The organism is Microbulbifer maximicatervae (SeqCode) (assembly GCF_052467615.1).
Genome location: NZ_CP174319.1, coordinates 1798952 through 1818987, shown reverse-complemented (window position 1 = coordinate 1818987; position 20036 = coordinate 1798952). Strand labels below are relative to the sequence as shown.

The 20036-nt window shown below is 50.9% G+C and carries 18 protein-coding genes; 6 read left to right on the top strand and 12 right to left on the bottom strand.

All coding sequences use genetic code 11. From position 1 onward, the window contains the following. From acnD to ACJJIM_RS08230, 4 genes are all read right to left on the bottom strand, one after another. Positions 1-2598 (bottom strand): Fe/S-dependent 2-methylisocitrate dehydratase AcnD, encoded by a 2598-nt coding sequence (gene acnD / locus ACJJIM_RS08245; protein WP_444912946.1) that lies wholly within the window; start codon positions 2596-2598, stop codon positions 1-3. Positions 2599-2723: 125 nt separating this feature from the next. Further along, positions 2724-3851 (bottom strand): bifunctional 2-methylcitrate synthase/citrate synthase, encoded by a 1128-nt coding sequence (prpC, locus tag ACJJIM_RS08240; protein WP_282932635.1) that lies wholly within the window; start codon positions 3849-3851, stop codon positions 2724-2726. A 110-nt stretch (positions 3852-3961) separates the two neighbouring features. Beyond that, positions 3962-4840 (bottom strand): methylisocitrate lyase, encoded by an 879-nt coding sequence (gene prpB, locus ACJJIM_RS08235; RefSeq protein ID WP_444897149.1) that lies wholly within the window; start codon positions 4838-4840, stop codon positions 3962-3964. Between the two features lie 3 nt (positions 4841-4843). Beyond that, positions 4844-5524: a GntR family transcriptional regulator gene (locus ACJJIM_RS08230; RefSeq protein WP_282932633.1), complete on the bottom strand. Its 681-nt coding sequence runs from the start codon at positions 5522-5524 to the stop codon at positions 4844-4846. A gap of 312 nt (positions 5525-5836) precedes the next feature. On the opposite strand from ACJJIM_RS08230, the gene ACJJIM_RS08225 reads away from it, so the two are divergent. After that, positions 5837-6361 (top strand): DUF2062 domain-containing protein, encoded by a 525-nt coding sequence (locus tag ACJJIM_RS08225; RefSeq protein WP_413665638.1) that lies wholly within the window; start codon positions 5837-5839, stop codon positions 6359-6361. Here ACJJIM_RS08225 and ACJJIM_RS08220 read toward each other — a convergent pair. The 5 genes from ACJJIM_RS08220 to ACJJIM_RS08200 form a co-directional block, all read right to left on the bottom strand. Next, positions 6358-6729, bottom strand: coding sequence for a hypothetical protein (locus ACJJIM_RS08220; protein ID WP_444912945.1), 372 nt, complete (start codon positions 6727-6729; stop codon positions 6358-6360). The genes ACJJIM_RS08225 and ACJJIM_RS08220 overlap by 4 nt on opposite strands. Before the next feature lie 50 nt (positions 6730-6779). Next, positions 6780-8039, bottom strand: coding sequence for a lipoprotein-releasing ABC transporter permease subunit (locus ACJJIM_RS08215; RefSeq protein ID WP_444912944.1), 1260 nt, complete (start codon positions 8037-8039; stop codon positions 6780-6782). Beyond that, on the bottom strand, positions 8032-8784 hold the full coding sequence (gene lolD, locus ACJJIM_RS08210; RefSeq protein ID WP_282932629.1) for a lipoprotein-releasing ABC transporter ATP-binding protein LolD: 753 nt from the start codon (positions 8782-8784) through the stop codon (positions 8032-8034). The genes ACJJIM_RS08215 and lolD overlap by 8 nt, the downstream gene beginning before the upstream one ends. A 61-nt stretch (positions 8785-8845) precedes the next feature. Continuing rightward, positions 8846-10087 carry a lipoprotein-releasing ABC transporter permease subunit gene (locus ACJJIM_RS08205; protein WP_444912943.1) on the bottom strand — a complete coding sequence of 414 codons (1242 nt, stop codon included), beginning with the start codon at positions 10085-10087 and terminating at the stop codon, positions 8846-8848. A gap of 51 nt (positions 10088-10138) precedes the next feature. Then, complete coding sequence (locus tag ACJJIM_RS08200; protein ID WP_444912942.1) at positions 10139-11773, bottom strand: alpha/beta hydrolase; 1635 nt, start codon at positions 11771-11773, stop codon at positions 10139-10141. 264 nt (positions 11774-12037) lie between these two features. On the opposite strand from ACJJIM_RS08200, the gene ACJJIM_RS08195 reads away from it, so the two are divergent. The 3 genes from ACJJIM_RS08195 (at position 12038) to asnS (ending at position 14587) form a co-directional block, all read left to right on the top strand. Continuing rightward, positions 12038-12334, top strand: coding sequence for a hypothetical protein (locus tag ACJJIM_RS08195; protein ID WP_282932628.1), 297 nt, complete (start codon positions 12038-12040; stop codon positions 12332-12334). A 173-nt stretch (positions 12335-12507) separates the two neighbouring features. Then, complete coding sequence (locus ACJJIM_RS08190; protein WP_444912941.1) at positions 12508-12981, top strand: L,D-transpeptidase family protein; 474 nt, start codon at positions 12508-12510, stop codon at positions 12979-12981. 199 nt (positions 12982-13180) lie between these two features. After that, positions 13181-14587, top strand: a complete 1407-nt coding sequence (gene asnS, locus ACJJIM_RS08185; protein ID WP_444897139.1) for an asparagine--tRNA ligase — start codon at positions 13181-13183, stop codon at positions 14585-14587. Positions 14588-14633: 46 nt separating this feature from the next. On the opposite strand, the gene ACJJIM_RS08180 is transcribed toward asnS, so the two are convergent. Next, complete coding sequence (locus ACJJIM_RS08180) at positions 14634-16595, bottom strand: GMC family oxidoreductase (protein WP_444912940.1); 1962 nt, start codon at positions 16593-16595, stop codon at positions 14634-14636. A 682-nt stretch (positions 16596-17277) separates the two neighbouring features. Here ACJJIM_RS08180 and ACJJIM_RS08175 point away from each other — a divergent pair. Beyond that, positions 17278-17655 carry a hypothetical protein gene (locus ACJJIM_RS08175; RefSeq protein WP_413665631.1) on the top strand — a complete coding sequence of 126 codons (378 nt, stop codon included), beginning with the start codon at positions 17278-17280 and terminating at the stop codon, positions 17653-17655. 83 nt (positions 17656-17738) lie between these two features. Here ACJJIM_RS08175 and ACJJIM_RS08170 read toward each other — a convergent pair whose 3' ends face one another. Further along, positions 17739-18422 carry a hypothetical protein gene (locus ACJJIM_RS08170; protein ID WP_444912939.1) on the bottom strand — a complete coding sequence of 228 codons (684 nt, stop codon included), beginning with the start codon at positions 18420-18422 and terminating at the stop codon, positions 17739-17741. Between the two features lie 601 nt (positions 18423-19023). On the opposite strand from ACJJIM_RS08170, the gene ACJJIM_RS08165 reads away from it, so the two are divergent. Further along, entirely contained in the window at positions 19024-19293 is a 270-nt protein-coding gene (locus tag ACJJIM_RS08165; RefSeq protein ID WP_444897134.1) for a DUF1330 domain-containing protein, read from the top strand. A 167-nt stretch (positions 19294-19460) separates the two neighbouring features. Here the strand turns inward: ACJJIM_RS08165 and ACJJIM_RS08160 are convergent, their stop codons facing one another. Continuing rightward, positions 19461-20015: an RNA 2'-phosphotransferase gene (locus ACJJIM_RS08160; protein WP_444905401.1), complete on the bottom strand. Its 555-nt coding sequence runs from the start codon at positions 20013-20015 to the stop codon at positions 19461-19463. Positions 20016-20036 lie beyond the last annotated feature (21 nt).

Sequence of the window (20036 nt, the reverse complement as noted above, 5' to 3'; positions counted from 1 at the left end):
TCAGACCGTCGCTTCTGCTTCGAGGAAGTCTTTGGCAAAGCGCTGCAAAACACCCCCAGCCTCATAAATGGAAACTTCTTCTGCGGTATCCAAACGACAGGTAACAGGAGCCTCAATCGTCTCACCATTGGCACGGTGGATAAGCAAGGTCAGCGTGGCATGGGGAGTGCGCTCACCGATTACGTCGAAACTCTCGGTACCGTCGATACCCAGGGTTTCACGGGTAGTGCCCGGCTTAAACTCCAGCGGCAGTACACCCATACCGATCAGGTTGGTGCGGTGAATTCGCTCGAAGCCTTCGGCCACAATCGCTTCCACACCCGCAAGGCGCACACCTTTCGCAGCCCAGTCACGGGAGGAGCCCTGCCCGTAATCGGCACCTGCAATGATAATCAGAGGCTGCTTCCGATCCATATAGGTCTCGATGGCTTCCCACATGCGGGTAACCTGCCCTTCCGGTTCGACACGAGCCAGGGAGCCCTGACGGACCTCGCCGTTATCATCGCGCACCATTTCGTTGAGTAGCTTCGGGTTGGCGAAAGTTGCACGCTGGGCAGTGAGGTGGTCGCCACGGTGGGTCGCGTAGGAGTTAAAGTCCTCCTCCGGCAATCCCATTTTCGCCAGGTATTCACCGGCAGCACTGCTGGCCAGAATGGCATTGGACGGAGACAAGTGGTCGGTAGTGATATTATCACCCAGCACCGCCAGCGGGCGCATCCCCTTCAAGCTGCGCTCGCCTGCAAGGGCACCTTCCCAATAAGGTGGGCGGCGGATATAGGTGCTCATCGGGCGCCAGTCGTAGAGTGCGTGGCCCTGCTCTTCTGCGGCATCCCGCTCTTCGAACATGGGAATATACACATCGCGGAACTGCTGTGGCTTCACGCTCTGACGTACAATCGCATCGATCTCTTCATCGCTGGGCCAGATGTCTTTCAGGGTAATCGGGTTGCCATCGGCATCGTATCCCAGCGCATCTTTTTCAATATCGAACCGGATGGTGCCGGCAATAGCGTAGGCAACGACCAGCGGCGGTGAAGCCAGGAAAGCCTGCTTGGCATAGGGGTGGATACGACCGTCGAAGTTGCGGTTGCCGGACAGGACCGCAGTAGCATACAGGTCGCGATCGATCACTTCCTGCTGAATTTTCGGGTCCAGGGCACCGCTCATACCGTTACAGGTGGTGCAGGCGAAAGCCACTACGCCGAAACCCATCTGCTCCAGATCCGGTAGCAGGTCGGCCTCTTCCAGATACATTTTTACAGTTTTAGAGCCTGGAGCCAGGGATGACTTGACCCAGGGTTTGCGGGTCAGGCCGAGCTTATTCGCATTGCGGGCAATCAGGCCTGCGGCAATCATATTGCGCGGGTTACTGGTATTGGTGCAGCTGGTAATCGCGGCAATAATCACAGCACCATCGGGCATCTCACCGGCTTTCTCTTCCCAGGCTTTAGCGATACCGCGATTAGCCAGTTCCGAGGCCGGCAGCAGCGCGTGGGGGTTGGAGGGGCCAGCAAGGTTGCGACCCACTGTGTCCAGGTCAAACTTCAGTACGCGCTCGTATTCGGCATCCTTCAAGGTGTCGGACCAAAGGCCCGTTTCCTTGGCAAACTTCTCTACCAAAGCTACCTGCTCATCATCGCGGCCGGTGAGTTTGAGGTAGTCGATGGTTTGCTCATCGATAGAGAACATGGCCGCAGTAGCGCCATACTCCGGTGTCATATTGGAAATAGTGGCGCGATCGCCCAGGGTCAGGTTGGAAGCCCCCTCACCATAAAACTCCAGGTAGGCTCCGACCACGCGCTCGCGGCGCAGGAATTCAGTGAGAGCCAATACCAAGTCGGTACCAGTAATACCCGGCTGCAACTTTCCGGTGAGTTCCACCCCAACAATATGCGGCAGACGCATATAAGAGGCGCGGCCAAGCATCACGCTCTCAGCTTCCAGGCCGCCAACACCCACAGAAATCACACCCAGAGCGTCTACCATCGGCGTGTGGCTATCGGTACCGACACAGGTATCCGGGAAGGCCACGCCCTCGCGCACCTGCACCACCGGAGACATTTTCTCCAGGTTGATCTGGTGCATGATGCCGTTACCGGGGGGAATCACATCGACGTTTTCAAATGCGGTTTTTGTCCAGTTGATAAAGTGGAAGCGGTCTTCGTTACGACGCTCCTCTACCGCACGATTTTTTTCAAAAGCATCCTTCTCAAATCCGGGGTGCTCTACCGCGAGGGAGTGATCCACAATCAACTGGGTGGGAACCACTGGATTTACCTTGGCGGGATCACCGCCTTTATCGGCAATGGCATCGCGCAGACCGGCCAGGTCTACCAGCGCAGTTTGGCCGAGGATGTCGTGGCACACCACTCGGGCTGGAAACCAAGGGAAGTCCAACTCGCGCTTGCGCTCAATAATCTGTTTCAGGGAGTCGGTCAGTTTTGCCGGCTCGCAGCGACGCACCAAGTTTTCCGCCAGAATACGTGAGGTATACGGCAGTTTGGCATAGGCTCCGGGCTGGATCGCGTCAACAGCGGCTCGGGTATCGAAATAATCGAGGTCTGTACCGGGCAGTGATTTGCGGTAATCAGTATTCATAGCAGGTAAATCAGTCGAATCTTTTTTAAAATCGTGTCTCTTCTGAGGGTGGCTCCAGGCCACTCACCAAAGGCAACCTGGAGCCGGCACACCGGGTGTGCCTCATTTCAAAAGTGAAATGAAAATTAACCGCGCTCAGCGATTGGAGTTACTGTACGGGGCTCAACACCTACGTACTCCGCACTCGGGCGAATAATGCGGTTATCAGCGCGCTGCTCGAATACATGTGCAGCCCAGCCGGTAACGCGGGACATTACAAAAATCGGGGTAAACAATTTTGTGGGAATACCCATAAAGTGATACGCGGAAGCGTGGAAGAAGTCTGCATTACAGAACAATTTTTTCTCGCGCCACATCACTTCTTCACAGCGAACAGATACCGGGTACAGCACGGTATCACCAACATCCTCAGCCAACTTTTCAGACCAGCCTTTGATAATCTCATTGCGCGGGTCGGACTCGCGGTAAATGGCGTGGCCGAAGCCCATAATCTTCTCTTTGCGCTCCAGCATGCCCAGCAGTTCTTTCTCTGCTTCGTCTGGATTGGCGAAACGCTCGATCAGTTCCATTGCCGCTTCGTTGGCACCACCATGCAGAGGACCACGCAGGGTGCCGATAGCACCGGTGATGCAGCTGAACAGATCGGACAAAGTGGAAGCACAAACGCGAGCGGTAAAAGTAGACGCGTTAAATTCGTGCTCTGCATACAGAATCAGGGAAACGTTCATGACCTGCTCGTGCAGTTCATTGGGTTTCTCATCGCGCAGCATATGCAGGAAGTGGCCGCCAATGCTGTCGTCATCGGTTTCAGTTTCGATGCGTACATTGTCGTGGGTGAAACGGTACCAATAGCAGATTATGGAGGGGAATGCGGCCAGCAGGCGATTGGCTTTATCCAACTGCTGGGCGAAGGATTCTTCACCTTCCAGGTTACCCAACATGGAACAACCGGTGCGCATTACATCCATAGGATGGGCATCAGCCGGAATGCGCTCAAGCACTTCTTTTAATGCCTGCGGCAGGCCACGCTTGGCTTTCAGCAGCGCCTTGTACTCCGCCAGCTCTCCCTCAGTGGGTAATTCCCCATAGAAAATCAGGTAGGCAACTTCTTCAAACTCACAGTGCTGGGCCAGATCTTTAATATCGTAACCGCGGTAAGTCAGGCCGGAACCGGATTTGCCCACTGTAGAAAGTGCAGTTTTACCTGCTACCTGGCCGCGCAGACCAGCACCGCCCAATGCTTTCTCTACCATCTTCTTATTTCCCCTGTTGTATACACACTTGCTGTGTTCATCCAATTGAAAGCGCAGCGCCCGGCTTTCGCACCGGGCTGCTTGGGAGCCTCTGAATAACTCCGTAATGCCTACTTATTGAAAAGTTCGTCCAGCTTCTGTTCAAACTCGTGATAATTTAGGTAATCGTACAGCTCCTCACGAGTCTGCATGGTATCGACAACCGCTTGCTGATCGCCATTTTGCAGGATACTGGTATAAACATTTTCCGCCGCACGGTTCATCGCACGGAACGCCGACAGTGGATACAGTACGATATCTGCGCCCGCTTCGCCCAAATCTTTGGCGTTATACAGCTTGGTTTTACCAAACTCGGTAATATTCGCCAAAATCGGCACATTTAGCGCGTCTTTAAAGGCACGATAGTGCTCTAGCTCAGTAACCGCTTCCGCGAAAATGCCGTCGGCGCCAGCCTCAATACAGGCCTGGGCGCGTTCAATAGCCGCATCGAGCCCTTCCTGTGCAAAGGCATCGGTGCGGGCCATTACAAAGAAATCATCATCGGTACGGGCATCTACTGCCGCTTTGATACGGTCGACCATCTCCTGCTTGGAAACAATCTCTTTATTCGGGCGATGGCCACAGCGCTTCTGCGCTACCTGATCTTCAATGTGTACCGCAGCGGCACCAGCGCGGATCATCTCTTTAATGGTGCGGGAAATGTTGAAAGCGCCGCCCCAACCAGTATCGACATCCACTAAAAGCGGCAACTCACTGGCAGCAGTTATACGGCGCACATCCTCCAGTACATTATCGAGACTGGTCATACCCAAGTCCGGCAGACCGTAGGAGGCGTTGGCAACACCGGCGCCAGACAGGTAAATCGCCTTGTGACCAATACGTTCGGCCATAATGGCGGAATAGGCGTTGATGGTACCAACCACTTGCAGCGGTTGATTCTCGGCGAGTGCAGCGCGGAAACGCGCGCCAGCAGAAGGCTTTTGGCTCATGCTCTACCTCAGTTTCTTTTCAATGTTTATTCTCGAGGCGCGGATATGCCGGCGCATTAACAGCTCCGCCAGCTCACCATCCCCGGCCTCAATGGCCTCAATAATATGGTTGTGCTCGCGGAAAGCCCGCTGGGCCCGGGGACTGGCCATCCCCAACTGGTAGCGATACATACGAACACGGTAATAAAGTCGATTGCACAGGGTATCGATCAGAAGATCATTCTTTGATGCCTGCACGATACGGAAATGAAAATCAAAATCCCCTTCCGGCTGGAAGTACGCCTTACCGGCCTGCAGCTCTTCCTGCTGCTCATGGTGATAGAGCATTTGGCGCAGCTCGACCAGGTCTTCCTCGGTGCGCTGTTCCGCTGCCAGACGGCAAGCCATACCCTCGAGGGCTTCGCGAACTTCATAGAGTTCCAGTAAGCCGCGCTCACTTAACTCTACAACCCGGGCTCCGACATTGACCTTACGTTCCAGCAGCCCCAAAGACTCCAGGCGCATCACTGCTTCGCGCAAACTCCCGCGACTGGCATTAAAGCGGCGCGCCAGTTCCGGCTCGCTAATTTTGCTGCCAGAGGCGATTTGCCCCTCCACAATTTCAGCGCGCAAAGTCAGAAATAAGCGTTCAGCAAGGCTTTGACGCTCCTCTGAAGCTGAACCGGCAGTACCAACTACAGTCATGCAAGACCTGGATTGTCGACAATCTTAATGGGGCATGACATTAAATCACCAGCATTCTCTCGTCAACTGCAGGCATCCCCGATTAAACATTAAGGATTGTTGACAATAGGGCAAAATAGGTGACTTTCAACAGAGCAGTAGTCTTGCCATGTTTAAGTGGGCATAATAGCGCCCGCGCCAGATGAGCCTGTTCGACTAACGCGAGCGCTCTATGCTTTATTTGGGGCTTAGGGAAAATCCCACAGAAAGAATATCCAGGCCTCGGAACAGCGCTTGTTTTAGGCTGCCACCACCCAGGTTACAGACAGAGTTATGCCGAAGAGTATTATCAGGCGATGGCTGCCAAGCCCCGAAGAAGTTAGAGCCAACAACGGCCTCAAATTTCTGGGGACTCTTCTCCACGACCCCAACCTTTTTCATTTGAACCGACACTCAGTCTCGGTCGCATTTGCGGTTGGCGTATTTACCAGCTTCCTCCCTTTGCCAGGGCAAATGGTTATTGCCGCCCTGCTCGCACTTTGGCTGCGCTGCAATCTACCTTTGTCGATGATTCTTGTATGGATCAGTAACCCGATCACCATGCCGGCTATTTTCTTTAGCACTTACAAGCTCGGCGCCTGGGTTCTGGGGGCGCCACCGGTGGATTTCAGCATCGAACTGTCGTGGGAATGGTTGACCAGTGAAGTCGGGAAGATCTGGCTGCCACTATTTACCGGCTCTCTGATTGCCGGGGCATTCTTTGCGACAGTGGCCTATTTTGCCATGCGTGCCCTCTGGCGCTGGCACGTTGTGAAAAGATGGAAATTGCGAATCCAAAGGCGATCAGCGGTCAGTTAATTTTTCCCACTGTAAACCCTCTGCAGGCACCAACAGGCAAAAGCCCCTGAAGCAATTGCCAGCAATGCCTGCAGGTAATACTCGGTAAGAGCACCTAGCACCAGAGCTGCAATAGCTCCAACAAATAAAGCCTTGCGGGCCACCTTAATTTTGGCAGTAGCCGCAGCCAACGCGGCCGCCCACACCACCATAAACGCTGAAAGTACCGCCCCCAGTGAAACAATCCAAATGGGCCAGATCTCCCACCCCTCTGCGTAGCAAACAGAACCACTACGCATATCAGGCGGACAAAAAACCCTTAGGTACCACCCATCCAGCATCAAGGTAAAACAAGCAGCCAGCACCCAAGCCAAAATTGCGGCGGGCACCGGCAGATATCTTCTAAAAATTGATACCCTACCCAAAAGCCCGGCCCGACTTACTCATTGCGCAAGGCCGCTGCCGGCTGAACCCGACTGGCCTTAAAGGCCGGATACAAAGTTGCCAGCAAGCTAAGCAGAAAGCCCGCCGCCACAACCAGTGCCACGTCTGCCCATACCAACTGGGACGGCAAATAATCCACGGGATAGACATCAGACTTTAGGAACTGGATGCCGAGTATTGACTCCAGCCCCGCTACCAATTTGGTCACCGTCAGCGAGCCCAACACCCCCAACGCACCACCAACTACAGCCCCCACAAGCCCGACCAACGCCCCCTGACTCACAAAAGTCAGCAAAATCTGTCGGGTACTGGCACCCATAGTACGGAGGATGGCGATATCAGTATGCTTATCGATAACCACCATCACCAAAGTGGAAACCACATTAAAAGCGGCAATCGCAATAATCAGGAAAACCAGTAACCCCACCAGGTTGCGGGACATCTGAATAGCCTGGTAGAGGTTGCCGTGGGTTCGGCTCCAATCAGTACCGTAGAAATTACCCCGAGGCAGGTCTTGCAGAAGACGCCGCATAATCCAGTTGGCCTCGAGCATTTCATTGACCCGTAACTGGACCCCTGCCCCACCGCTACCTCCAGCCAGAGTCCTGGCCTGCTGCCAGGCAACCAGGGCGAGAGATTGATCCAATACAGTGCCAGAGTGAAAAACCTGCGCCACTTTAAATCCAGCAACCCTGGCTGCCTTGCGTGCACCGGTGGCACTATCGTTATTTGGTACAATCAGGGAAAGGTAATCACCCGCCTCAACCCCCAACTTCTCAGCGAGCCCTTTACCCAGAACCACACCCGGTTCAGATGGGTCCAGCAAGGCATCGAAGGATGAGGATTCAAGGAAGTCCCCGATATTGGAGACTTCGGTAATTGTCTCCGGGTTGACCCCCTGCACCAACAGCGGCGTCACTTCAGCCCCACGCCTGGCAAGCGCATTGACCTGCCACACTTCTGCCGCGGAGAGAACCGCAGGGTCGGAAACCAATTGTTGGCGCAACTGGGCCCAATCCACATCAGGGCTCCCGTTGTAAATAGTGACATGGGGCATGATTCCCAGGATTCGCTCGCGCAACTCCCGGTCAAAACCATTCATCACCGACATCACCACAATCATCAAGGCGACACCGAGGATCAAACCAATCATCGATAAACCGGAAATGAATGAGACCAAACCGGCCGAATCGTCATTTCTGCGCTGCGCACCGGCATAGCGAAGCCCAATATAGGCGGGAAGAGGCTTAAACATGATCACCCTGGTGCCAGTCAGCAGTCAGCCGCCCATCGATCAGATGCAGACAGCGATCCAGGGCTGCCGCCAGATCCGGGTCATGGGTAACAATCACAAAGCTAATTCCCATCTCCTGATTCAAGCGATCCATCAATTTATGGATCTCTGCCGCCGTAGCCCGATCCAGATTGCCGGTGGGTTCATCCATCAAAACACAGGCAGGCCTTGTCACCAGTGCCCGGGCAATGGCCACCCGCTGCCGTTCACCGCCAGAAAGCTGTGATGGCTTGTGCCCCATGCGCTCACCCAGGCCTACCGCCGTGAGCATCGCCTCGGCCTCTTTGCGGGCTTCGGCAACTGAACGCTTGCCGATCAGTAATGGCATGGCGACATTTTCCAGGGCGGAAAACTCGTTAAGCAAATGGTGAAACTGGTATACAAAACCGAGACTGCTATTTCTCAACCAGCCCCGCTCATTGGCGTTGAGTTCAGCGAGATTCTTACCCGCAACCCAGACCTCACCGGAGCTTGGGGTATCGAGGCCACCAAGCAAGTTGAGCAGTGTCGATTTACCAGAGCCAGAAGCGCCGACGATGGCCAATTTCTCGCCCCGCTTTACCTCAAGCTCAACACCACTCAGAACCTCCAGGTCCCGGCCTCCCTGGCGATAATGTTTGCGCAATTGCCGACAAGCCAAAACAGCACCATCCGGGGCCGGAGCTGGCTGCGCTTTTTCCGTATCTATTTCCACTCGACTGTTCATCAAATTATTCGCTGTCTCTCAACATCTATAAATCACACCAAAACAGGCCGACTTATATAAATTATTCGTAACGCAAAGCTTCCGCCGGCTCAATCTGTGCCGCTCGCCAGGCAGGAAATATCGTTGCCAGCAGGCTCATACAAATTGCCGCCGTTAACACCACCACTGCATCGCCGACACGGAATTCAGAAGGCAGGTAACTAACAAAGAAAACACGGGGATCAAATATCTTGGCGCCTACTACCGACTCAATCCAGCTCACCATTTCAGTCAGGTTCATCGCTATCACGATGCCTAAAACAGCACCGGCAAAAGCGCCGATAATGCCAATGGCACTGCCCTGAATCACAAATACCGCCATAATCTGACGGGAGGTCAGCCCCAATGTTCGCAACACTGCAATATCGGAGCGCTTATCCGCAACCATCAGTACTAATGCGGAGACAATATTGAATGCGGCCACGGCGACAATAATCATCAGCATCAACGTAACAACAGTCTTCTCCATTTTAACTGCTTGGAAAAGACTTCCCTGGGAATCCCCCCAATCTTCACCCTGAAAACCCTCGCCCAGCTCATTTGCATAAACAGAAACAAGCCCCAGCGCATTGTCCATATCGTCAAAGCGCAACTGCAGCCCCTGGACCTTACCCGTCATCCGGGTCAGGCGCGCAGCATCTTCAATATTGATCAGCGCGAGATTCTGATCCACCTGCGCACCCACAGAGAAAACACCGGCAACCGTGAAACGCTTTGTTCTGGGGAATATACCAGCGGGGGTCACGCTGACTTCTGGCAGGGTCAGTATTACCGAATCTCCGGGAATCACATTGAGCTGATGGGCAAGGATTCGCCCCAGAACCACCCCGTAGCTGCGGGGCTCGAGCAAATCCAGGTTACCCATCACCATATGCTCACCGACGGTAGACACCTTGCGCAGCGCTTGCGGTTCCACACCTTGGAACTGGGCACCGTGACTGCTGCCATGAGCACTCAAGAGGGCGTAGCCATTCACAAAAGGGCTGGTCGCTTCGACATGTGGCTGAGCTTCCAACTGCCGTGCAGGTGTCTCCCAGTCCACAAGACCGCCTTCCCGCTCGACAAAGCCGTGAGGTACAACACTTAGTATTCGGGTTTTAAGCTCACGATCGAAGCCGTTCATAACAGAAGCGACAACGATCAACGCAAAAACACCAAGGGCCATTCCCAGTAGAGAAAAGCCATTGATAAAGGAAATAAACTGCTGCCTGCGGCGGGCAGCCACGTAGCGCAGACCAATAAATAGGGGGACAGGTTTTAACATAGGGTCGATTTAAACGGAAAAACGTCAGGAAATCCAAAGATTTAGGCAAGTTTACCGAACGTTGTAAGTCTTGAGCTGGGCCTTCAGGCGCTTCAACGCCTCTTCATCCCACTCCTCTGGCTCTGTAAGGGCAAGCCACGCCAGGGTGTATCCCCACGGGGTGTACCGATGGCCAAAAGACAATGGAGCGAGTCCTACATTTAAGTCTGCCAGCAGCTGCAAGCCGGTAACTAGAGGGTACCACTGGAGATCCGGCGATACATCAGGTCCTCTGGGATGGTTCAACCATTCGGGCCTTTCCAGCGCCCAGCGCACACTAAAGAATACTATCGGATCACTGGCGTGCTGCAAAAATGCAATCCTGAACTCACCCCATGGCTCACGACCAATATAGCCTCCGTATTGGTTACCAAAGCGCACCACCTCTCCCCCTTTAAACTCTGGCAGCCAGGCGGGAGTGCCCGGATCTCGATTTCTGACAATCCGGCTCCACATGCCTACACCGAGGGGCGGTCCTGCCCAAAGGGCTCCATCAATCGGGTCATCGATAATGTCATAGAAGTCGAAGGAGTCTTCGGAAAGTTGAGCGCCAAGACTGAGGCCAAACAAGTAAACTCGGGGCCGCTCATCTTCTGGCAACTCCGTCCAATAATCATAAATGACCTTAAACAGTGCTCGCGCCGACTCAAGCCCCTCAGAATCATCCGCCATCAGCGCTATCGGGCTGGATAAATAGGAATACTGCGCCGCAACAGTGGCGGTATTACCTCGATATAAAAACTCTAAAGAATTTACAGCACCGGGATCAACCCAGCCGGCGCCGGTTGGAGTTGCCACTAATAAGATCTCACGCCGGAATGCACCAACCCGCTTTAACTCCTCCAGCGCCAACTGAGCGCTCTTCATGGGCGTCACAGCACTATCAAGCCCAACGAAAACCCTGATGGGCTGTACTGCAGAACCTGCCACCTCTTTTATTTCTTCCTCTGTCGGCCCCAGCGTTAAGAACCGGCGCCCTTGATTGCCAATGTCATCCCACTTAATCAGCGAATTGGCGCCACCAGGAAGATTGGGGTCTGCCGGAGGGGGAATACTCTTCGCATAAGAATTATCTAGCCGCTGATAGGTCGATGAAATCACATGCAAACCTGCTTTCAACAGCACCCCATTAAAAACAGCCCAGTAAAGGAGCACAGCCACCAACACACCCACAAGCATCGCCACTCGCTCGGGCACATGCTGCTCCACATAGCAAGCCACCAGGAGGACTATTCGCTGAAACCCTTTTCCAAGGCACCACAACACCAGGAACATAAGGAGAGATATTACAGCGATCGTAATAGGCTCAACGGATCCAACCTGCTCCATACCCATAAGGGCGCGGATAGAGTTCTGCCACTTCACTCCCTGCCAGAGAGAAACAAGAAAAAGAAGGAGACATACGGCTAATACACTTCGATCAAATAGGCGCCTTTGCCATGTAGAAATCGGCAAATTGGGGATACCCAGGTATTTCCAAAGCCAACTCAGAAAGACGCCGAAAACATAGCCGACAAAGAACGCAACGCCGCCCAGTATTCCCTGCATTACATCACTGCGAGGAATAAGGGATGGCGTAAGGGAGAGCGCAAAGCAGATGGAACCAATAAGAAGGCCGAGAATTGAAAAGGTATTAACCAGCCTCATTCTTGTCCGCTCGACAAGCCAAGCATAATTAACAGCCTAGCATAGGCGCCGATACAGCCAGCCAAGCCGTCTTCTGTTAAATCGCATCAAAATTCGAAGTAGTAGCGTTGCAAGAATTTAGCCATCAACTCATGGCACCTAACATTCCAAAGAGGCGCATTTATTTCTATTCTTGGCGCGAAAACGTGAAGAATAACAGGAGCATTGGCGGAAATTCTGTTTTAATGGGACGGCTAATGGAACATCTACATCGGAGAACAAAAAATGTTCAGCAGACTCCGCAGCGGATTGAATTGTCTCGCTGGCTCAATGGCACTACTTCTTACTTTTGGCGCCCAGGCGACAACCATTGAAGTACCCGTAGGCACCCAGGGTGGGGAGCTCACCATTGAAGAAGTCCGTGGGCTTAAAAAACATGATGTGACCTCACGCCTGGGAGAACCCCTTGGTATTGAGGGGCCAATTGGCGAACCCGCCATCACGCGCTGGGAATACGGCGAGTTCTACGTTTTCTTTGAACAGGACACCGTCCTACACACAGTGAAAAAACCCAGCGGCTGATCTAGCGCATTCTGGCAGGCGCTCAACTGAAGCTGCCTGCCTCACCCAAAGTGAAGCACCCCACTCTAGCTGCAGCTGCAGCTGCAAGATAATTCAGCCCCGCCCTTTTGCTGATTCGGAAATTTAAGATCACAGCAACCTGAATCAACCACCTCCAACTGGAGTTACAAGCCGTGCGCTATATCGCCATTCTGCTTTTTACATTAACCACTATTGCCCAGGCTGAAGTCACCCTGGTGGAAGTGATTAAGTCCGAAAACAAAATGCTCTTGCTCGATGGCGACAAGGTTATAAAGAGCTACCATGTAGCCTTCGGCGGGCAACCCCAAGGACACAAGCAGCAGGAAGGCGATGAAAAAACCCCTGAGGGACACTACACGCTGGATTACAAAAAAGAAGACTCCTCTTATTATCGGGCAATGCATATTTCCTATCCCAATGCCGAAGACCGCGCTCAAGCTGAGGCTCGAGGAGTCTCGCCAGGTGGCTTCATTATGGTCCATGGCCAGCGCAATCGACTCGGCTGGCTCGCTCCAATCACCCAACGTTTTAACTGGACTGATGGTTGTATTGCCCTTACCAATGACGAGATGGATGAGTTTATGGCACTCGTAAAAATCGGCACCCCCATTGCAATCCGCTGGTGAAACATCACCAAGATAGAGGCCATAACAGCTCTTCAAAGTCCTTAGGGAGATTTTGAAGAACTGCCCGATAGCCAAGGGACTGGATTTCCCCTCTACAACCAGTCAATATGCCCGCCGTAACTTCACCTTGGTGGGGTGGTCAACTTTTAGGCAAGCTGACAGAACACCACCTTCCGGACTAATGAGAAACCGATAGAAAATGACAGTAAAAGTCGAATCCGTAGATAGCCTATTGAAATCCAGCGGTCGCGAGGGCGAAGAAGTCCGCGTTCAAGGCTGGATCAGAACCCGCCGCGACTCCAAAGCCGGCCTCTCTTTCCTGGCCGTACATGACGGCAGCTGCTTTGATCCAATCCAGGTCGTTGCTGAGAATCACCTGCACAATTACCAGTCAGAAGTTCAGCGCCTGACTACCGGCTGCGCGGTAGATATCCTCGGTACCATCAAACCATCCGAAGGCAAGGGTCAGTCTATCGAACTGCTCGCCACCGAAGTCCAGGTTGTCGGCTGGGTGGAAGACCCGGATACCTATCCCATGTCCCCCAAGCGCCACACTATGGAGCACTTGCGCGAACACGCTCACCTGCGCCCGCGCACCAATGTCAGTGGTGCCGTAGCCCGCGTACGTAACTGTATCGCCCAAGCGATTCACCGTTTTTATCACGAGAACGGCTTCCTCTACGTGCACACCCCAATTCTCACCGCTTCTGACTGTGAAGGTGCTGGCGAGATGTTCCGGGTCAGTACCCTGGATATGGAGAACTTACCGCGCACAGATAAAGGTGCAGTGGACTACAGCAAGGACTTCTTCGGCGAAGAGAGCTTCCTCACTGTATCCGGCCAGCTGAATGTTGAGAGCTACTGCCTGGCCATGTCCAAGGTGTACACCTTCGGCCCCACCTTCCGTGCAGAAAACTCCAATACCACTCGCCACCTGGCAGAGTTCTGGATGGTTGAGCCGGAAGTTGCCTTTGCAGACCTGGCAGATGTAGCCGATCTCTCTGAGCAAATGCTGAAGTATGTATCCAAGGCGGTACTGGAAGAGCGCGCCGATGATATGGCCTTCTTTGCTCAGCGCATCGACAAGGAGGCTATCAGCCGCCTGGAGAATATCATCGACAACGATTTCGCCCGTATCAACTACTCCGAAGCGATTGAAATCCTGGAAAGCTGCAAAGAGAAGTTCGAGTTCCCCGTATCCTGGGGTATTGATCTGGCCTCTGAGCACGAGCGCTACCTGGCTGAGAAGCACTTCAAAAAGCCAGTTATCGTGATGAACTATCCGAAGGACATCAAAGCCTTCTACATGCGCATGAACGACGATGGTAAAACTGTTGCCGCAATGGACGTTCTGGCACCGGGAATCGGCGAAATTATCGGCGGTGCCCAACGTGAAGAGCGTTTGGAGAAGCTCGATGAGCGTATGGATGAAATGAATGTACCCAAGGAACACCTGGACTGGTACCGCGACCTGCGCCGCTACGGTACAGTGCCTCATGCGGGCTTTGGCCTGGGCTTTGATCGCATCGTGTCCTACGTGACCGGCATGGGCAACATCCGCGATGTAATCCCCTTCCCGCGCACACCAAAGAACATCTCGTTCTAAATAAAAAGCCCCGCGTTGCGGGGCTTTTTATTTCACATACCAATCTTCAAGCGCTCAGCCCACTTGCTGTAGCAATGATGTCATCGCTCGCCTTTTCACTGATCATATAGACCGGCACCACAATGAAGAAACCGGGGATTCGGGGGAATACCGAAGCATCCACCACCCTTAAATTATTGGTGCCGTGAACCCGGAATTTACTGTCGACAACTGCCATAGGATCACTGGCAGGCCCCATTTTATTGGAACAGGAAGCGTGATGCCCCCAAGCTTGGTTCTTAACAAAATCGCCAATTTGCTGATCTGACTGAACCTCTTTACCGGGCAATAATTCCCTGGAGACCTGCTTGCTCACAATAGGGCCCGACATAATATCCCTGGAAATTTTTACCCCCTCAACAACTGCCTGAAGGTCCTCTCCCAGAGCATCATTACCCTCACCAAAATAGTGGAAATTGATTTCAGGTGTGTCCCTGGGATCAGCAGATTGCAGGGTCACACGCCCGGCGGTATTGTTCGTATGGCCTTTCAGTACAATCCAGGAGAAACGGTCTTTGTAGTCCCGCAATGCCTGGGAGTACCCGGGAAAGTAGCCGTGGAAGTCGGAGGGCACTCCGAAAATAAACAAGTCGGGATCTTCCAGCTCCGGCTTGGAACGTTTGACCAGAGACAATACTGGACCATTTCCACTATAGGGCCCCTGATTGAACCAGCCATAGCGATAGCGATTTAAGCAGGGATCATTCCCCTCCCCCCAAGTACAATCTTTAAGAAGGGCAAGATCCTCACTCATCTCACTAACGATTCCGACCTCGTAGCGATCCTGGAGGTTCTCTCCTACCCCAGGCAGATCTACCAGGGGCTCTATGCCGTGATCTCGGAGCTCATGGGCGGGACCAATTCCCGACAACTTGAGAAGTTGCGGGCTATTGAAGGCCCCTCCAGACAAGATAACCTCGCGATTTGCCCGCACTTGCCTCAAGACTCCGGCAGTACCACTTTCGTCGTGGTAAGGGTCTGCCTTATACAGGCTCGCCCCCTCTAAAAACTCCACTCCAACAGCAGTATTCCCCTCAAACAACACACGAGTTGCCAGTGAATTTGTACGAATATGAAGCAAGTTTGGGTAAACTGACTGGGTATCTAAGAGGTATTCGCGCACACTGGTACGGCGGTTTCGACTATCTGCTGCCATAGGGGCGATAAAAGGCCCTTCCTGGCCACTGGCCACGTCCCAATGATTGATATCCAGGCGAAGATTGCCGCTGATAATTTTTTCCAAGGCCCCTTCGAGCCCATATTTGGCCAGCGCAGCCTGGGCAACTTTCAAGATCGCCGGGTCTTCCAGCAATAACGCGGGGTTGCCGCGATTCGTAGGCAGCCAACCATCAAAACCGTGGCGGGATGGGTTAGAGAAAATTGGGCGGGGCACATATTCACAACGCTCTAAACGCTCAAAATATCGCCGCATATTTGCGCTATCCCAGGAAATATCCCCTGTATCCCGTGCTATGCGGTCAAAATCATTGTTATGTGGATAAACTGTAATCAGTGCATGGTGCGTGGTACAACCACCGATAGTACTCGCCCGTGGGTAGAGGATTCCCTTCCCGGAAACATATTTTTCGTCCAGTTGCTGCTGATTGATATCCGCATAATGCTTAACAAAAAAGTCCCAGCTCAATTTGGGGTCTTCAGACGCAAAGGGGTGCCATGCTGGAATATTATGGGTGTCATCACTAGGGTCATCAGCACCAGCTTCCAACACCAAAACAGAAAATCCCGCCTTTGCCAAATTTACCGCTAATGGCCCTCCACCCGCACCCGACCCAATAATCACGTAGTCATATTGATCATAGAAATTCCGATCCAACATTGAGAGAGCGGAAACCAATCCTGTTGAAGCCGCGCTGGCAGCAATACCCAGTTGCACCGCTCCTTTAGTAAAATTTCTACGACTAATTTTTTTGCTCGACACTTTCTTGTCAATCGAATCCTTCTCTTCCATAGTGCTTATCCATTTTTATACGTTGTATCCGAGATAAGCATTATGCACGCCAGATTTTGCAATTCTGTCTTACAGAAATTGCTTTAATCTAAAACTCGACCTACTTACCAACGCGAGGATGTATCACATGCCTAAAAGATATATCGACGCAAGACTTCTTAAATGAAATTAAATAAACCTCTCCCATTCCACCTGGAGACCCCAGAAGAGAAGCACCTGTGAGGCATCAAATAAAAGGAAAACGAGTTTTTAAGCTGGCCAAAATCAAAGGTCACTCTTCAAAATTCAATCAGCCAGATAAACCTTCAAACACCACCTCAAAAAGGAAACATAAATAAATTTGAATAACTGCAAGGCAGTTTATTATTTTAAGCATTACGCCAACGCTTAAAATAATAAATCACCCAGTCCGGCAAGTAACAAACTCAGATCACAACGGCGGTTTTCGTGAATTTTCTACACAATCAGTCGCTGGAATATTCTTAGCCCACCTATTGAGAGCTTAAAACATTGCCCAAAGTATCAATCTGTCTATATGATGCAATCATCGAATTTGATTGCGATTCTTGGAATAACAACTAGATTAATAAACACTAAAAAATAAAAGCGATCCGATTCAACCCAAAATCCTCAGGAGCATCGGACACAAGTTTTAGTTGATGACCGTGAGAAGGAGATCAGAATGTCTGGAAAAGAGCTCTATATCACCTACGAAGAACTTTTAAAACTCGAGAGTTTTAGAAAACCTAACTCAACACCAAGAAAACCACAAAACATTGATACCACCCACCTTGATGATATCGAAGTAATCATTGCCAACGGCAAAGGAATTCAAGCTCTCGATAGAGAAGCTATCAACAAACTACCACTAACAGGATGGGTTTGTAGATTTCCCGCCCACATTCACCCCCCAAAAGGGTTGAAACTCGTTCAAGTCAGCGAGCACCTATTGAATATTGCTCCGGCTAGAAATATGCCGCTGCAAAAATTTGAGGCTTTAGTCAAGGAACTCACTATCAGCGCCATCACAATATTCAAGAAGCAAGGTCGAGCCGTCTGATATATGACCCTGATCACGGCCGACTGCAAAACGGTATGCTATTGAGCTGCCGTTTTGCTATCTCTCCACTAAGTACTTACCCCCTAGCCTATTAATTTCTGAAATGCGATTAGCTTCCTGATGTAAGCTCGCATTTCCGGAGTATCAAATTTCCCCTGATAACGATCAGGATCGTTGACTGAGCGCCCCTTAATACCGGGACAGCCGCCAAATCGTATTAGTGTGGAAAAAGCAGGCATTAACTGCAACTCTTCTACCGAAGCCTTGATTTCTAAATCCAAATGATCTGAGTACTCTTCAATATATCTGGAAACCGTCCCCATACCTGAAAGTGTTTGTGCACAAACCATATTCCCAACTGTCCCAAACTTGGGGAATCGATGAACTTCTTTAAAGTCCACCTTATCAAAGCTGGCCAATAGATTTTCCTTCAATACCAACTCGGCAAACTCCAGGTGCTCCCCCTTTTTGGGTTTCAAGCCTGTCACCTGGTAGTGGAGCGCCTCAAAGGGAACAAAAAGATTGCTCCACCCCTTTTCAATTTTTGAAATTGCATATTCCTTATAAGCAGCTTTTTCCTGATACTTTTCGATAGTCTGAAAGATTGAAAGCGCCAGACCAACAACTGCCACCCCGGCTGCAACACCGCCTATCCTGGTTACCCTCTTCAGGCCAATTTGGGTTTCATCCCATGTCTTCCCATGAATTGCCAAAAGAGCCGCGATAGCTGTAAGTGCATGCCCTAAAATAGAAATAGTCAGATCCATAAGCTCCCCCAGAAAAAAATCAAATTTCAATATGCACTAAAAATCAAATCTTGGTATCACTATCTACCGATACCAGAAAATTTCAACACAGTAGATACACGCCACATTGCGAAAATCACCGCCAAACTATCTATTTTCATTAATAGGCAGGAACAAATAGAAAGATACACTTACTCAGAAAAGTTAATCAATAAGTTAAAATTACTATTTTTAGACGGGAGCCTTATAAGAAACCTAAAGCAAAACAATCGTACCCATTTGGGTTCACCTCATCGCACACAATTAAATAGCAATATACGAAGCTTGTACTTTTCCTGTGAATTTAATTAGAAAGTAGGCAGAGCAATAAGGGGCAAAGGTTGACTCACAAGATAGCGTTTTACTAACCATACTATTTAAGTCAAATCTCCTGACTCCATACAATTAATAAATTTAAAGGACTATTATAACAACCGACCCCCAACTACCTGCCGAACATCTCCTTTGCGACCCAAAGGCTACTATAGGGAACCTTTTTAAAACTTGACCCTGAATAGCTAACTACTATAACTATTCACAAGGTTGTATAACACGCAGCATCTTCTGACCAACTGGTATCCATATGATACATCTATTTGTACACGCAAATGTTAAGGACTTCAACGAATGGCACAGAGCGCTAAAGGAGTTTATGCCTATAGTTGAGCAAATGGGTGCTACTGCCACATCCGTATACCGGGAAATTGACAATCACCATAATGTGACCGTGATCCATGAATTTCCTTCGAAAGAGCATGCAATTAAATTTGTCAATAGTAGTGAACTTGAAGAAGCCAAGAAGAAGGCTGGCGTGCTTGTAACTCCAAAAATTTGGTATACAGAAAAATTATAATTATTCCTTATTTTGGCATAGAAATTTATAAAGCTATCTTCACCCCCAATAGGCCTATCCATTCAAGGGGTGTATCTTGATCAATGGCTCTTCCTTTATAAATAAGCTGACTCTAGAGTATCCCTCCACTAACAGTACCCATATAACAATACTGATAACCCCTGCCTTTAAAGTAACTTCATATACTTGACTGGCACATGATCAACCAGCCACACATTATTAGCAGAGCGATAAAAATCAAAACCATCTCGATGCATGGATTTAGCCTCCACCCTTAACAGTACGGGCTTGCCATACCTGGCACCAACAGATCGAGCAACAGCCTCAGATTCTGACAGGTGAACATGATGCCTTTGCATTTTCTTCAGTCCTTGCGCGAGGATATCTTCAACAAAACGCTCTGCAGTGCCATGGAGAAGCGCACCTGGTGGTTCAAGGGGGCTTAAATGTAAATTAATATCTACAGAATGTCCCTGATTGGCTCTGATAGAAAGACCATCATCACTTATAGAAAACCGCTGCTTATCATTGGTTTCCACAACGACAGAAACCAAATCCCTGTTTAGCTCAAAATCTACAGTTTTCTGAATCAACTCATCAACTGCCACCCATCCATTCTCATCCATAAACAAGCCGATGGCTTCAGGCTTATGCCTGAGCAGGTAGCTGAAGTATTTTGATATCCTACTCAGCTCTCTACTGAATTCAGTATCTCTGTTCAATTCTAATATTCCACAACTAAG